General features: G+C 68.9%; 14 protein-coding genes. 5 read left to right on the top strand and 9 right to left on the bottom strand.

The genetic code is table 11. The features are described 5' to 3' along the window. The first annotated feature begins 41 nt into the window (after nucleotides 1-41). Nucleotides 42-950 (top strand): hypothetical protein, encoded by a 909-nt coding sequence (locus QHF83_RS30125; RefSeq protein WP_282421430.1) that lies wholly within the window; start codon nucleotides 42-44, stop codon nucleotides 948-950. A gap of 6 nt (nucleotides 951-956) precedes the next feature. Here QHF83_RS30125 and QHF83_RS30120 read toward each other — a convergent pair whose 3' ends face one another. The 3 genes from QHF83_RS30120 to QHF83_RS30110 all read right to left on the bottom strand — a co-directional run bounded on the left by QHF83_RS30120 (nucleotide 957) and on the right by QHF83_RS30110 (nucleotide 5,001). Next, nucleotides 957-2,828, bottom strand: coding sequence for a hypothetical protein (locus QHF83_RS30120; RefSeq protein WP_282421429.1), 1,872 nt, complete (start codon nucleotides 2,826-2,828; stop codon nucleotides 957-959). Between the two features lie 41 nt (nucleotides 2,829-2,869). Further along, nucleotides 2,870-4,360, bottom strand: coding sequence for a glutamate-cysteine ligase family protein (locus QHF83_RS30115; RefSeq protein ID WP_282421428.1), 1,491 nt, complete (start codon nucleotides 4,358-4,360; stop codon nucleotides 2,870-2,872). Nucleotides 4,361-4,461: 101 nt separating this feature from the next. After that, nucleotides 4,462-5,001 (bottom strand): DUF4920 domain-containing protein, encoded by a 540-nt coding sequence (locus QHF83_RS30110; protein WP_282421427.1) that lies wholly within the window; start codon nucleotides 4,999-5,001, stop codon nucleotides 4,462-4,464. A gap of 110 nt (nucleotides 5,002-5,111) precedes the next feature. On the opposite strand from QHF83_RS30110, the gene QHF83_RS30105 reads away from it, so the two are divergent. The 3 genes from QHF83_RS30105 to QHF83_RS30095 all read left to right on the top strand — a co-directional run bounded on the left by QHF83_RS30105 (nucleotide 5,112) and on the right by QHF83_RS30095 (nucleotide 7,215). Next, the gene (locus QHF83_RS30105) at nucleotides 5,112-5,948 is read left to right on the top strand and encodes a hypothetical protein (protein WP_282421426.1); all 837 of its coding nucleotides are present in this window, start codon (nucleotides 5,112-5,114) and stop codon (nucleotides 5,946-5,948) included. 16 nt (nucleotides 5,949-5,964) lie between these two features. Beyond that, nucleotides 5,965-6,615, top strand: a complete 651-nt coding sequence (locus QHF83_RS30100; protein ID WP_282421425.1) for a deoxynucleoside kinase — start codon at nucleotides 5,965-5,967, stop codon at nucleotides 6,613-6,615. Between the two features lie 219 nt (nucleotides 6,616-6,834). Continuing rightward, nucleotides 6,835-7,215, top strand: a complete 381-nt coding sequence (locus QHF83_RS30095) for a response regulator (protein ID WP_282421424.1) — start codon at nucleotides 6,835-6,837, stop codon at nucleotides 7,213-7,215. Between the two features lie 27 nt (nucleotides 7,216-7,242). On the opposite strand, the gene nadA is transcribed toward QHF83_RS30095, so the two are convergent. From nadA to QHF83_RS30075, 4 genes are read right to left on the bottom strand one after another with little or no spacing between them, the layout of a single operon-like run. Then, complete coding sequence (gene nadA, locus QHF83_RS30090; protein ID WP_282421423.1) at nucleotides 7,243-8,196, bottom strand: quinolinate synthase NadA; 954 nt, start codon at nucleotides 8,194-8,196, stop codon at nucleotides 7,243-7,245. Continuing rightward, a complete protein-coding gene (locus QHF83_RS30085; RefSeq protein ID WP_282421422.1) occupies nucleotides 8,193-9,137 on the bottom strand; it encodes a 1-acyl-sn-glycerol-3-phosphate acyltransferase in 945 nt (314 codons plus the stop codon). The genes nadA and QHF83_RS30085 overlap by 4 nt, the downstream gene beginning before the upstream one ends. Further along, nucleotides 9,134-9,733: a DsbA family protein gene (locus QHF83_RS30080; RefSeq protein WP_282421421.1), complete on the bottom strand. Its 600-nt coding sequence runs from the start codon at nucleotides 9,731-9,733 to the stop codon at nucleotides 9,134-9,136. The genes QHF83_RS30085 and QHF83_RS30080 overlap by 4 nt, the downstream gene beginning before the upstream one ends. Continuing rightward, on the bottom strand, nucleotides 9,733-10,419 hold the full coding sequence (locus QHF83_RS30075; protein WP_282421420.1) for a hypothetical protein: 687 nt from the start codon (nucleotides 10,417-10,419) through the stop codon (nucleotides 9,733-9,735). Before QHF83_RS30075 ends, QHF83_RS30080 begins: the two co-directional genes overlap by 1 nt. A 59-nt stretch (nucleotides 10,420-10,478) precedes the next feature. Between QHF83_RS30075 and QHF83_RS30070 the strand changes: the two genes are divergently transcribed. Next, the gene (locus QHF83_RS30070; protein ID WP_282421419.1) at nucleotides 10,479-10,865 is read left to right on the top strand and encodes a hypothetical protein; all 387 of its coding nucleotides are present in this window, start codon (nucleotides 10,479-10,481) and stop codon (nucleotides 10,863-10,865) included. Here the strand turns inward: QHF83_RS30070 and QHF83_RS30065 are convergent. Then, a complete protein-coding gene (locus QHF83_RS30065) occupies nucleotides 10,834-11,298 on the bottom strand; it encodes an N-acetyltransferase (RefSeq protein WP_282421418.1) in 465 nt (154 codons plus the stop codon). The genes QHF83_RS30070 and QHF83_RS30065 overlap by 32 nt on opposite strands. Continuing rightward, nucleotides 11,295-13,508, bottom strand: coding sequence for a prolyl oligopeptidase family serine peptidase (locus QHF83_RS30060; protein ID WP_282421417.1), 2,214 nt, complete (start codon nucleotides 13,506-13,508; stop codon nucleotides 11,295-11,297). Before QHF83_RS30060 ends, QHF83_RS30065 begins: the two co-directional genes overlap by 4 nt. Between the last annotated feature and the right edge of the window lie 30 nt (nucleotides 13,509-13,538).

Below are 13,538 nucleotides of genomic sequence, written 5' to 3'. Positions count from 1 at the left end.
CCGCACCCCGTGCGGCACGGATCTTGATTTCCCGGGCGCCGATGCGCACACGCCTGCTGCTCGGCTCCGCCCTCGCCCTCGCCACGATTGCCCTCGCGCCGCGCACGAATGCGCAGGAGCCGGGCGCCGCGCCCCCACCGCCTCCGCCTCCCGCGGCGACGAACCCGGCTCCGCCCCCGCCGGCGTCCGCGACAACCCCGGCGCCTCCGCCGCCCCCGGCCCCCACGGCGTGGTCGCAGGCGAATCCGGTTCCTCCGCCGCCCGCGACACCGCTGTCAGGGATGCCGGCGCCGCCGCCTGCGGGATCGGCTGCGAATGGGGCTTCGCTTCCGCCGCCGCCGGCCGCGCCTCCGGGCGCCGGGCCTTACGCGCCTTATCCGCCCGGCCCTTACGCGCCTTATCCGCCGGGGCCCTATGCGCCGCCGCCGAATGGGGCCTGGGGACCGCCGCCCGCGGGGCCGCTGCCCGGCTGGGGCGCGGAGCCTCCCACGCAGAAGGTCAAACGCTGGTATGGGTGGCAGACGTTGATTGGCGTGCTGGTGAGTGACGTCGTGCTGATCGCCGGCCAGGGGAGCGTGGTCACGTACTTCGGCTTGGCGGGCCACGTGCTCACGGGGCCAATCGTTCATTGGGCGCACGGTCACCTCGGCAATGGATTCGCTAGCCTCGGCCTGAACGTCGGCCTTCCGCTCGGAGGTGGCCTCATTGGGATCATGGCCGGCGCAGGGTCGTCGTATGATTCCTGGGAAACCGTCGGGTATGCCGCGATCGGAGCGGCCATCGGATACGTCGCCGCACCCGCGCTCGATATGGCCATCTTCTCGACGGAGACCGTGGACGCGCCGATCGAGCCACGAAAAGGCGCGCGCGCGCTTCTGCCGAGCTCGGTCGCGGTCATGCCGATGATGGGGCAGGATCGGGTGGGGCTGTCGGTCGTGGGGTTGTTCTAGGCGGGGTCAGCGGCGGCGGAGGTCGATCTCGGTCAGGCCGCGGAGGATCACGGGCGCTTCGAGGACGAGCGCGCGCTTGACGGCGTCGACGCTCAATCGATCGAGCGAGGCGCTCCCGGGATTGCCGTGCGCGGCGTCGTTGCGGAGCTTGCGCAGCGTCAACGACGAATCGCTGCCGAGAGGCGTGATCGGGTCCCGCAGCCGCCGGAGGTCGTTCAAGGCGCCACGGCAAGATCGAACTTGCTCCCGCGCGAAATCGACGCCCGGATCGGTGGGCGCCCCGGCGCAAAGCTCCTCGACGATGACAAGGGCGTCTCCGAGGGGCGCGTGATGACGATCGGTGGGGCGCTTTCGAAGATACTTGGTCGTTTTGGAATCACCTGTGGGCCGTGAACCGAACGCGCTCCGATAGCGCTCGTACAGCGGAACGAGGAGCCGGTCGCGGAGCTCACGCTCGATCACGAGCGCGAGCAGGTGCGCGCTCCTCGGCAAATCGTCGATCGCGCCGTGATAGGCGACGTCGGCCCTGACGAGGTCCTCCCGGCTTTGCTTATCGAGCCGATCGTAGACCTCCTTCGAGAGCAGGTTCGACCATCGCTCCCGGCTCCCCTCACGGATCGATCGTTGCCATTCCCAGACGTCGTCGACGCCGGGCATTGCCGCGGAAAATGGTTTTCCCGTGATGGACTCCACGACCTTTTCCAGATCCGCGAGGTCCTCCTCGGGGCGCTCGACGCGGCGGGCCTCGTCGACCAGGCTGCTGGCGAGGTCGGAGAGCTCGGCGAGACGGGTCTGCGCCATGTCGCGGATGCGCGCGTTGTCGAGCAGCGGGCGATACATCGCGTTTCGAAGCTCGACGGTCTTGCGCAGGTAAAAGAGCGCCTCGCCGTGAAGCGCGCATTGCTGGCAAAGCCGCGTGAGCGCATGACAAACCTCGGCCTGGAGGTACGTATGCCCGTGGCTTTGGCCCAGCTTCAGCGCCTGCACGAATTTTCCGTGCGCCTCGGCCCACCTCCCTTCCGCCTGGAAGAGACGGCCCCAATGGTACAATGCGTCCCCGCAGCGGTGGGTTTGCTCGAGCCTCTCCGCCTCGCTCAGCGCCTCCGCGAACCATCGATGGGCCGCCTCGAAATGACGCGCGCGGACCGCACCGACGGCCCTCCGCCCGAGCTCGCGCTCGATCTTGCCCTGATGGAGGATCGCCGAGAGCTTCTTGATCGCGTCTCCGCACGAATCGGCCAATCTATGCTCGTCGTCGTGCTTCGCCTTCGCGGTGTCGAGGTCCCCGCGACGGGAGGCGGCGCGCGCCGAGAGCGCCCTCGCATTCGCAAGTCGCGCGAGATCGTCGCTGTCCCCCGAACCGACGATGAGCTCGACGAGCTCCTCGTACCGGGCGTAGCAATCGTCCGCCGCGCGCAGATCGCCGATGACGTCGAGCAGCGCGCCGAGGTTCCCGAGCAGGCGCGCCCGCGCGTCCAGATCGGCGGGCAACTGCGTGCTGGCGAGGCTCGCCTTGAAAAGATCGTGCGCGTCCGCGAGCCGGTCGAGACGCCGCACGGTCGCGCCGAGGTGGTTCGAGATGTAAAGCACTTGCGAACGGCACTCACGCTCACGCGCGAATGCGAGTGCTTCCTGCAGCCACCGCTCCGAGGCCTCGTACGAGCCCATCCGATACTCGCACAGCCCCACGAACCGGAGCCCCAGCACCTCGCCGAGCGCCGAGCCGAGCTCGCGGCTCCGGTCGCGGAGGGCGAGGTTCTTCGCTCGGGCACGCGCGAAGTCCCCTTCCCGCGCGTGCTTCTTGGCCTCCTGCCGCAGCGATTCGAGCTCCGCCGGGAGATCGAGCGGCGCGGACGAGAGCGAGGACGAGGACGACATGCGAGCCATCTTACCCGCCCTGGCACGTCCCGGAACAACATTCAGCTCTCGACGGGCGCCCACGTATGCACGGGCTCGCCGGTCGCCGCGCGCGCCTCGTAATGGGCGAGCATCCGCCGGAGCGCCTCCTCGTGCGAATGACGAGCCCGCAGGGCTTCCAGCGCCGCGCGTTGCCAGCGCGCGCCGGTTTGTCCAGATCGGACCCGCGCCGTGAAGACGTCGAGCCAGCGGTCGGCCTCGCTTTCGAGGACACCCGCGCCCACGAGGCCACTTCGGGCGAGGGGCACGAGGCGCTCGCAGAGCGCGGCGATCGGGGTCGCGCGTGGGGAGGGCGCCTCGTCGCACGGAAAAGGCACGACGGCGTCGAGGCCATGCTGCGCGGCGCGATGAAAAGCGTGGCGCGCGAGCTCGAACGGATAGGCGGGCAAGAGGCGGTCGATCTCGGGGGCGAGGCCGAGCGTCGTGCCGAGGAGAAACGCGGCGCTCGCGAGCATGTCGACCACGGTGGGCCCCGCGGGCAAGGCGCGATATTCGATGCGAAAATGGCCACCGCTGCCCGGATCGTACACGGCGCGGTTCCAGCGCCAGACGGTGCCGTGATGCAACCGGAGCTCGGCGAGCGCGGGAATGCCGCCCGAGGCGAGGGTTTGTCGGGGGTCTTCGTCCCCGAGCACGGGGAGAAGCGGGGCGTGGAGCCGGACGCTCTCGGCGAAGAGCTCGGCGGCCCCGTCGCGGACCCAGCCATATCCGAAGGAGACACGCGACGGCGGGTGAAAGGCCGCCGGCACCTCGAGTCGATCGTCGACGGCCTGGCGAAAGAGCGCGATCCGCGTCTCGTCCCAGAGGCGATGGCCGATCAGGATGGGCGCGTTGCACGATGCGGCGAGGGCCGGGATCGTGGCGATCTGCGCTGCATTGTAATACCTGGAGAAACAGGTGGGCGGGACGCGCAGGTGGACCTGGAACGAGGTGCCGGCGCCCTCCATGGCGACGTCGTCCGTATCGAGGGCGAGCGTGTCTTCGCCGTGAATGCGCACGTGAAAAGGACCGCCGCGCAGGCGACGGATGCGCTTGCCGAGGGCGCGATATCGGGGGACGTCGGTCATCTCCGCGGCCGTGAGATCCTCGCGGCGCAGCGTGGGCAAAATGCCGATCGGCACGATACGTCCGCCTTGCTCCCGGGCGGCGCGCGAGATCTCCACGAGCGCGCCGGTGAGCTCGTCCGCGAGCGTCGTGAACGGACGACCGGCGAGCGGACAGGGGCTCGCGTTGAATTCGAGGTTGAAGCGGTCGAGCTCGACGGTGAAGCGTCGATCGACCGTACGCGCGAGGACCTCGCGGTTCGCGGGGAGCGGCAGGCCGGCCGGGTCGACGAGGAAAAGCTCGACCTCGGCGCCGACCGTGGCCGGCCCCTCGCCGAAGCCGGGACGTTTGGCGAGCGTGCCCAGGACGTCGAGCTGATCGGAGAGACACCCGGAGAAACGAGCGAACTCGTCCTCGGTGAAATCGTCGCGCGTGATGAGGAGGCCCATGCCCACCGAGCTTTGCGTTCACGCGCGGCGGGCGGGAGCGGGGGAGGCGCGATCTTCCCTCGGGGTTGAATCGGCCGGGCTCGCGAGGCGACTTCTCGGGACTAGTCGATGAACTCGATGCCCGTCGCCTCGATGTTCACCTGGGCCAGCTTGGCGCTGCCGCCCTGGCCGCAGCCGTCGTCGGCGCCGCAGACGCCCTTGTCGCCGCCCTCGGGCGCGAGGACCTTGCCCTGAATGACGGCGCGGTGGCCCGAGCTCTCGCGCGGGACGAAGAAGCTGTGGCCCGCCATCTTGATGTGCGCCTTGCCCGTGGTGTCGGCGATCTCCATCCAGCAGCCCATCGACTTGCAGACCGCCGAGACCACGCCCTCGGTGCGCACGGTCTGCTCGGCGAACTTGGCGGGCTCCTTCGTGAGATCCGTGAGCGCCGTCGTCTTCGTCTCCGTCACCGGCTGGCCGAACTTCTTCTGCGTGAGCGGCTTGATGCTCTCCGCCGTCGCGCCCTGCGGCTGCCCGGGCGCCTGCGTCGGCAGGGCCGCCGGCTGATCGGGCTGCGCGGTCGCAGGCGCTTCGGACTTGCTGCAAGCCGCGAGAAGGAGGGTGAGACCCGCGAGCGAAACGAAAAGCCGAGACGTGTGCATGGCGGGCGGAGTGTGCCGCAGATTTCGGGAGCGTGCCAGAAGGGTTCGAACTCGCTCAAAGCCGCGGTCGGTCGACCGAGGTGCCCGAACTTTGCTACAAGGTGCACGCGATGCGAGCACGGGTGAAGCGCCTCGATGAGCGACGGCGAAAAGGCCGACGTACGCTCGCGTCCGCAGCGGCGTTCACGCTCGCGCTCGGCGGCGCGACGGGGACGGCGCGCGGCGCGGGTGCGACCGAGGAGCCCAGCACGGCGGAGGCGGCGCCCCCGGCGCCCGAGCCGCCGCCACGCCCGAAGGAGCTGCCTCCGCTCGAGATCGGTTCGCCTCCGTTCACGCGGCACCTCGACTTCGGCGGAGGCGTGGCGCTCGTGCATCGCATCCCGAGCGGCGACACGGGCGTGCGGTATCCGGCGTCCGTGGGCATGGGGCTCTGGGCGCGCGTCGACATCACGAGCTACCTGCGCGCGAGCCTGTACGCGGTGCGCGCCGAGCGCGACTTCAACCTGCCTTCCGGCGCGCTCGGGCTCGTCGGCGATCCGGGCGAGGTCGAGTTCTACACGTACTCGCTCGGCCTGCGCCTCATGCCGACGTGGCACATCACGCCGCGGGCGCGCGCGTGGGTGGCGGCGGGCGCGGGCTGGGGGCGGCTCGAGCTCGGGCGGTTCGACGTCACGGCGCCGGGCGGCGGCGTGTTTCCCGTGCGCGAGCGAGCCGCGTCGTTCGTGGAGATCCCGCTCGGCCTCGGCGCTTCGTTCGACGTGGTGCCGCGGTGGCTCGCGATCGAGCTCGAGACGACGGGAGCGTTTTACCCCGAGGTAGCGCAACGAGGGCGGGCGTTCGAGGATGGGCAAGCGATCGACGCCTCGGGGCGCCGCGTGACGGTGGGACCTTACCCCAAGTTCGCTGGGGGATTCGTGACGACGCTCGGGCTTTCGCTCGTGCTTTGAAGGGGCGGAGGACGGGATGAGCGAGAGCCTTCGGGACGGCGCACGCCCCCGGATCATCGCGGTGGCGGGCAACATGGGAGCTGGGAAATCGAGCCTCGTGAAATGGCTCGAGCAGCAGTTCCGAATGGTGCCGTTCTTCGAACCCAACGAGGAGAACCCGTACCTGTCCGACTTCTACGGGGACATGTCGCGCTGGGCGATGAGCTCGCAGCTCTTCTTCCTCGTCCGGCGCTTCCACATCCACCGCGACGTCGTGCGCCGCGCGGCCGTGGATCATCGGCCGATCGTGCAGGATCGGACGCTCTACGAGGACGCCGAGATCTTCGCCGCGCACCTGCATCGGGCCGGCTACATCGACGACCGCGACTGGCAGATGTACGACGACCTCTATCGGACGCTGCGCGAGGAGATCCGGCCGCCGGACTTGATGATCTACTTGCGGTGTCCGCTGCCCACGCTCGTACGGCGGATCCGAAAGCGGGGACGCGACTTCGAGCGAAAGGTGCCGAAGAGCTACCTCGCCGCGCTGGACAAGCTCTACGAGGAATGGCACGCGCGCTACGATCTCTCGCCGACGATGGTCATCGAGACCGATCGGCTCGACTACGTGGAGCGGCTCTTCGACAGGCTCGAGGTGATCCGCGCGATCGAGAAACACCTCGGCTGAAGATTTCGCCCGCCCGCTGCGCCATTGCGTGTCATTACGACACGGAACTTCGGTGTCAACCCATTGGCACACCGTGGCAAAATGCCGCACGCGTGCTTTGGCGCTTGCGCAATGCTCTGTGATGCGCGACGTAATGGAATTCCTGGAGCGCGAGTGGGGTTCATTGGCAGGACGATGGGAACGACGGCGGAACAAGGGGGCTCCGCACGGCGATCACGCGTGCTGCTCGTCGACGACGAGCCGTTCATCGTGACTTCGATCCGGCGGCTGCTCAGCAGCGAGCACGAGGTGATCTCGGTGTCGAACGGGCTCGAAGCGCTTGCGGCGGTGGAGGCGGGCGCGCGCTTCGACGTGGTGCTCTGTGACGTGCGGATGCCGGTGATGAACGGGTTCGAGCTCTACGAGCGGCTGCTCGAGACGGCGCCCGAGGTCGCGAAGCGGATCGTGTTCCTCACGGGCGCCGCGTTCACGAGCGAGGTGCGCGCCTTCTTCGCGCGCGTAGAAAACCTTCTCCTCGAAAAACCCTACGACCCGTCCGAGCTGCGCGCGCTCGTGCGCACGCTCGCGACCGGGAAGCGGGACGCCCCATCGAAGCTTTGAGGTCGAAGAAGCGGCGGGTCTGGTGACTCAGGAAAGCGCCAGCATGCGGTCGATCGGCAGGCGCGCGCGCTCGCGTAGCGCGGCGGGCATCTCGATGCGGGGCTCGAGGTCGCGCAGCGCGAGGTAGACCTTCTCCATCGTGTTGAGGCGCATGAAGGGGCACTCGTTGCAGGCGCAGTTCTTCTCGGGCGGCCCCTCGATGAACGTCTTGTGCGGCGAGGCCTTGCGCATCTGGTGCACGATGCCGCTCTCGGTCGCGACGATGTAGGCCTCGGCGTCGTCGGTCTGCGTGTACTTGAGCAGCGCGGTGGTCGAGCCGATGAACGCGGCCATGCGCAGGATCGGCTCCTCGCACTCGGGATGCGCGATGAGCTTGGCCGCGGGGTGCTGCTCGCGGAGGGCGATGATCTTGCGCAGGCTGAAGGTCTCGTGCACGACGCAGCTGCCCTGCCAGAGGCGCATCTTTCGGCCGGTCTTCTGCTCGAGCCAGCGGCCGAGGTTCTTGTCGGGCGCGAAGAGGATCTCCTTGTCCTCGGGGATCGCGCGGACGATCTTCTCGGCGTTCGACGAGGTGCAGATGTAGTCGCTCTCGGCCTTCACCTCGGCCGTGCAGTTGATGTACGTGATCGAGACGGCGTCGGGGTACTTCGCGCGCCAGGCGCGGAACCTGTCGACCGGGCAGCCGTCGGCGAGCGAGCATCCGGCCTCGAGGTCGGGGACGACGACGATGCGATCGGGGTTCAGGATCTTCGCGGTCTCGGCCATGAAGTGCACGCCCGCGAAGAGGATGACGTCGGCCGTGGTCTTCTTCGCCTGCTGGGCGAGCTGGAGCGAGTCGCCGAGGAAGTCCGCGAGATCCTGGATGTCGCCCTCCTGGTAGTAGTGGGCGAGCAGGACGGCGTTGCGTTCCTTCTTGAGCCGCACGATCTCGGCCTCGAGATCGAGGCTCGGGTCGATCTTGCCTCGGACGGTTTCGCTCATCGTGGGGCCCAACGTAGAGGCTCCGCGGGCGCCGCGCCAGGGGGGTGCGACGCGTCGCGGGCAAGGTGTTCGAGGGCATCACGAAGGAGCGTGGAGGGCTCGGCGCCGAGAGAAGCGACGTCGAGCGCGGGGCCGATCGTGACACGCACGTCGACGTCCCCGAAGCCAGGGAGCGTGAGCTGAAGGAGCGGAACGAACGCGTCGGTCAAACCCGCGCGGCCCGCGAGCGCAGAGGCGACGGCGCGCGCGCGGAGCGAGACCACACCCGAGACGATCACGGGCACGACGACGAGGTCGGGCCGCGCGCGGGAAGCCATCGCGAGGAGCGCGTCGAGTCCGGGCTGGAAGGCGTGGAGCGCGCTCTCGCCGGGAGGAACGAGGCGCGGGTCGGGCTCGATGCAGCCCGCGGGGAAATGCAGGAGCGCGCCGCCGCGGGTGAGGTGACGCGCAGCCGCGCGGAGCGTGAGGCCGGCGCGCGCGTCGGGCGGCGCGGAGAGGAGGTGCTTGCGGACGTGGGGCAAGGCGAAGAGCAGATCACGCGCGGCGGCGATGACGGCGAGGTCGTCGCGACCCACCGCCGAGAAGAGCGCGAGGGCGTCGTAGAGGCCAGGATGGTTCGATACGACGAGGAGCGGGCCACGCTCAGGCAAAGCAGCTCGTCGCGCGGCGAGGTCGCGCGGGCCGCCCGAGGCGTCGAGGATGCGCGCGCGCACGCCGTATCGATCGAGCATCGCGAGCGAGGCGCGGCGGAGCGAGCCGAGTCGCACGAGGTCGTGATCGAACGCGACGAGGTTTTTCGCGAGCGAGAGCGCCGCGGGGTGGAGGACGAGCTCGGCGGCGCGATGAGCGAGCGGGCCGCGATCTTTCGCGAGGTGCCCGGCCATCTCGGCGCGCGCGATGTGGAGGATCTCGGCGAGGTCGGCGTCGCGCGTGGTGGTCACGGCGCGTCTCTCCTGTCGAGGCCCGCTGCGCGGAGGTCGTATTCGAGATCCTCGATGCGGTCCTGACCCCAGTAGAGCTCGCCATGGAACACGAACGTCGGCACGCCCCAGTGGCCGAGGTTTTCGAGCCGCCGGGTCGAGGCTTCCACGCGCTCTCGATATGAAGCATTCGCCATCGCCAGGACGCACGCGTCCCACCCGAGGCCAGCTTCTTCGCACAGCGGGCGCAGCACGTCGTCGTGGATGACGCGCGCGCCTTCCGACCAGATGGCGCGAGACACGCGGAGCACGAAGGGCCCGACACGGCCGACGTCGGCCGCGTGCTCGGCGATCGTGAGACAGCGAAAGACGGCTTCGCCGAGCGGATCGAAGATGTTCCCGAAGGGCAAACCCAGCCGGCGCGCCTCGCGGGTCGCGTCGCGCATGATGTAGAGCTGCTTCGCGAGCGGAAGCGGTTGCCCGCGCATGGCCATCGGCCTGACGCCGCGCCACACGAGCGTGATGTCGTACCGCTCGGGGAGGGCGAACGCGCGTGGCCCCGCGAGGTACGAGTACGGCGAGCGGAACGAGAAGAAGAGCTCGACCTCGTGATCCATCAGAAGCCGCCCTTCGCGAGGCGCTCGTCGATCTGCGCGATGCGCTCGTGCGCGAGGTACCACGCGCCCTCGACCCAGCACGCGGGCGACTCCCAGTGCCCTCGCCGGGCGAGGCGCGCGTGGTTTTTCGCGAGCGCCCGATCGAGCGCCGCATCCTCGCGAAACGTGCTCGACGGCGATGCGCCCGTGATGCGCTGGAGGAGCGCGCGCATGTCGCTCGGCGAAGGCAAGCGTTCGCCGAACCAGACGGCATCGAGCGCGGCTTCGGCGAAGTCGGCCTGATGCGGGCCCTTGCGGAGCGACTCGGTGAGGCGCGCGAGGTAGGCCATCGATGCGGCGGAGATTGGCTCGGACCGCTTCAGGACACGGCCGGTTCGACGCGCGAGGCGCCGCGCATCGACGAGGGCGTACGGCGCGCGATGGGCCGCCGCGGGATCGTTCTCGATGCCACGCGAGACCAGCGGGTAGAGCGAAAAATCCACGAAACGCCGGCGAAGCACGTCGCGCAGCGGGCCGAGGGCCACGGCCGCGTAGGGATCATCGAAGGCGAAATAAAGCTCCACGCGCGCCGGGCGGCCGAGCGCGTGGCAGAGGCGCCCCCGGAGCGCGTGGCCGAGCGCGGCGTCCTCGGCCGCGACCACGGCACGCATCACGAGCCCTCGCTTGATCCGTTCGAGCGGATTCATCCTGCGATGCCAGGATACTCTGCTTGCCGCGGACGAGCGTGCTCGACATGATGTGTTTCATGCGCGCCGTTTCACGCCGTTTCGCCCTGTGCTTCGTGGCTTTCGGGATCGTGTTCACGCCGGGCTGTCGCGAGGCGACGAATCCGCCCCCGGTGGCGGCCGAGGAGCCAAAGGCCGCGTCCAATCCGCAGCGGACGGAAGAGGGCGTCGAGACACGCGAGGGGGAGCTTTACAAGAGCAAGGGGTTCGGCGCGGTCGCCGACGTGCTTCTCCCGGACGACGTGCTGGGAGAGAAGCTCGGCCGCGATTGGCGGACGACGATGGTGGGGAAACGCGTGCGGGTGCGGGGCAAGCTCCGGATTCACAAGTGCGGGCCGCAAGAGCAATGCCTCATTCAAGGCGAGCTGCCCATTCTCACGCCGGATTCGATCGAGGTGCTCCCGTGAAGCGGAGCTCCATGACGAGCCGGGGATCGTTCTCGCCGAAGTAATTCGGGTCCTTCGTGATGACCTCGAAGCCGAGGTTCTGGTAGAGCGTCACGGCCCGATTGTCCGGGTGCACCGTGAGCTTGGCCGAGGCCACGCCCCGGGCCTTCATGGCCGCGAGGACCTCCTGCATCAGCGCTTTGCCAATACCGCGCCCCCGGGACGCGCCTCGAACGGCGAGGGAAAGCACCCACATCACGCCGGGCTCGTGGGACGGGGCGCCGATGACGTAGCCGTCGAGCGCGCCGTTTTCGCCGTCGGCCACGAAAAACGTATCGCCCCAGAGGTCGAGGGCCTGTCGGAAGAAGAAGTCCGGATAGACGTGCGTGCCGAAGACGTCACGCTCGACGGCGAAGACGGCTTTGATGTCGGACGTGCCAGGACGACGAATCATTTCCGCCCGATCCTCCAGGTCAGGAACGAAAACACGTCCGCGAGCTCCTCCTCGCGTTGCGTCTTCGTCGAGCCGTTCCCGTGTCCCGAGCCGTAATCGACCCGCAACAGGATCGGGTTTTCCCCGCGCACGGCTTGCAACTTCGCCGCCATCTTCGCCATTTGCCAGGGCGAGACGCGCGGATCGGTGATGCCCGTCGTGAGGAGCACCGCGGGGTACTTTTTGCCTCTCTCCACCGCGTGATACGCGTCGATCGCGAGCAGCATGTCGAAGCCCTCTTTCGTGGTGACCGTGCCGAACTCGCCCGTGTTGAAGGGTCCGATCGGGATCTGCTCGAATCGCAGGGCGTTCACCATGCCCACGCGGATCACGGCGGCGCCGAAGAGATCGGGCCGGCGGACGATCGCGCCGCCGATCATGATGCCGCCGGCGCTCGTGCCCTGTCCGGCGAGGTGCGCGGGCGAGGTCCACTTCTCGGCCACGAGGTGCTCGGCGCACGCCACGAAATCGGCGATCGTGTTCGGCTTCGTCGCGAGCTTGCCCGCGCGGTGCCAGTCCTCCCCGTATTCGCCGCCGCCGCGGACGTGGCAGACGGCCACGATGCCGCCGCGCTCGAGCCAGGCGAGGTTCATCGGCTCGAACGAGGGCTCGTAGACCGAACCATACGAGCCGTAGCCATTGAGGTACGTGGGGTTCTTCCCGTCGCGCGGCAGGTCCTTCGCATGAATGATGGAAAGCGGCACGAGCGTGCCGTCCGCGCTCTTCGCTTTCGTCTCCGTGGCGACGATGTCCTTGAAGACGACGGACGAGGGCGGAATGATCGGCGTGACCTCGGCCGATTTCTTCGCGGGATCGAACGCGAGCATCCGCGGCGCCGCGGTCCACGCGTCGAGGCGGACGAGGGCGCCGGGGATCGACGCCTCCGTGACGAACCCGCGCACCGAGCCCTCCCCACCGAGCTCGACCGGCTCGGGTTTGCCCTTATCGAACGGCACGCGAAAGAGGCGGCCGATGCCGCCGTCGAGCTTGCGCACGTAAAGCGCGTCCTTCGCGGCGCCGATCCAGGAGACGACGGCCTCGCTCGCCGGGACGACCTCCGCCGCCTTCGCGAGATCGGGCTTTTTGAGGCTCGTACGGAGGACCTTCGAGCGGGAGGCGCCGTGGTGCGAGACGAGGAAGAGGTCGTCGCCGTGGATTTCGAATCCGGTGATCTCGTCCTTCGAATCGACGAGCTTTTTCCAGGGCGTTTTCGCGCCTTTGAGAGATTTTTTCGGCGCGTAATAGAGCGATACTTCCGGCTGCACGCCGTGTTCCAGGCTGACGAACGCGTACGGGCTCGACGCGGGCGCGTAGGGGAGCGGGAACGCTTCGTCGGGCACGGGGATCTCGGACGAAACGCCCGAGCCGAAGAGCGGCTCGTCCTTTTCGGGATCCTGGCCGAGGACGTGCAAATGGACGCGGGCCTTCGTGAATCGCTCCGTGGCGGGCGCGCCCTCCGGGAGCTTGCGGCCCCGCTTGTAGAGGAACGATTTGCCGTCGAGCCAGGAGACGTTCGCATAACGCGCCCGGTCGATGACGTCCGATAGCTCCTTGCCCGTCGTGGTCTCCAGCACGTGGATGGAGCTCATCTCGGAGCCGCCCTGGGAGAGGCCATAGGCGACGTATTTCGCGTCGTAGGACGGGCTGTAATAATCGATCGAGACGTGGGCGCCGTCCTTCGAGAGCGCCTCGGGGTCGACGAGGAGGCGTTTGTCCGCGAAGAGGCCCTCGCGGACGTAGAGCTTGTAATTGTCGCGGCCGGGCTCGGCCTCCAAGGAGAACGTCTTGCCGCCCCAGCGCTGGACGTTGGCGACGCGGGCCCCCGCATTGTCGAGCTCCCGCACACGCGCACGGAGCCGGGCCTGGACCTCGATCGCGTCGAGGACCTTGCGCGTGTGATCCGATTGCCCCTTCATCCAGGCGGAAAACTCGGGCGAATCGGTCTCCATCCACCGATAAGGATCGAGGATCTCCTTGCCGAAATATTCGTCCCGGGTCTCCTTCACGGCCGCGACGGGCGGCCCCGCAGGCGCAGGCGCCGACGCAGAGGGCGCCGCGGACGGGGGCAGAGGCGCGGACGAGGCCACGGGCTCAGGAGGCGGAGGCGGAGGCGCCGAGGAGCACGCCGAGGCGAGGAGCGCGGCGAGGAAGGCCGGAGGAAGGACGCGCATGCCGTCCGTTTTACCCGAGATCGCGCGGGC

Source organism: Polyangium sp. 15x6 (assembly GCF_029960785.1).
Taxonomy (GTDB): Bacteria; Myxococcota_A; Polyangia; order Polyangiales; family Polyangiaceae; genus Polyangium.
Note: the sequence above shows the minus strand (reverse complement) of the source record. Positions and strands in the feature narration are given on the sequence as shown.

What these genes read in the sequence shown, in the direction of transcription:
- nadA (WP_282421423.1), bottom strand. Translation starts at nt 8,196, where the DNA reads ATGAGCGAAACCGTCCGAGGCAAGATCGACCCGAGCCTCGATCTCGAG.
- QHF83_RS30115 (WP_282421428.1), bottom strand. Translation starts at nt 4,360, where the DNA reads ATGGGCCTCCTCATCACGCGCGACGATTTCACCGAGGACGAGTTCGCT.
- QHF83_RS30070 (WP_282421419.1), top strand. Translation starts at nt 10,479, where the DNA reads ATGCGCGCCGTTTCACGCCGTTTCGCCCTGTGCTTCGTGGCTTTCGGG.
- QHF83_RS30100 (WP_282421425.1), top strand. Translation starts at nt 5,965, where the DNA reads ATGAGCGAGAGCCTTCGGGACGGCGCACGCCCCCGGATCATCGCGGTG.
- QHF83_RS30125 (WP_282421430.1), top strand. Translation starts at nt 42, where the DNA reads ATGCGCACACGCCTGCTGCTCGGCTCCGCCCTCGCCCTCGCCACGATT.
- QHF83_RS30075 (WP_282421420.1), bottom strand. Translation starts at nt 10,419, where the DNA reads ATGAATCCGCTCGAACGGATCAAGCGAGGGCTCGTGATGCGTGCCGTG.
- QHF83_RS30110 (WP_282421427.1), bottom strand. Translation starts at nt 5,001, where the DNA reads ATGCACACGTCTCGGCTTTTCGTTTCGCTCGCGGGTCTCACCCTCCTT.
- QHF83_RS30080 (WP_282421421.1), bottom strand. Translation starts at nt 9,733, where the DNA reads ATGGATCACGAGGTCGAGCTCTTCTTCTCGTTCCGCTCGCCGTACTCG.
- QHF83_RS30065 (WP_282421418.1), bottom strand. Translation starts at nt 11,298, where the DNA reads ATGATTCGTCGTCCTGGCACGTCCGACATCAAAGCCGTCTTCGCCGTC.
- QHF83_RS30105 (WP_282421426.1), top strand. Translation starts at nt 5,112, where the DNA reads ATGCGAGCACGGGTGAAGCGCCTCGATGAGCGACGGCGAAAAGGCCGA.
- QHF83_RS30120 (WP_282421429.1), bottom strand. Translation starts at nt 2,828, where the DNA reads ATGTCGTCCTCGTCCTCGCTCTCGTCCGCGCCGCTCGATCTCCCGGCG.
- QHF83_RS30060 (WP_282421417.1), bottom strand. Translation starts at nt 13,508, where the DNA reads ATGCGCGTCCTTCCTCCGGCCTTCCTCGCCGCGCTCCTCGCCTCGGCG.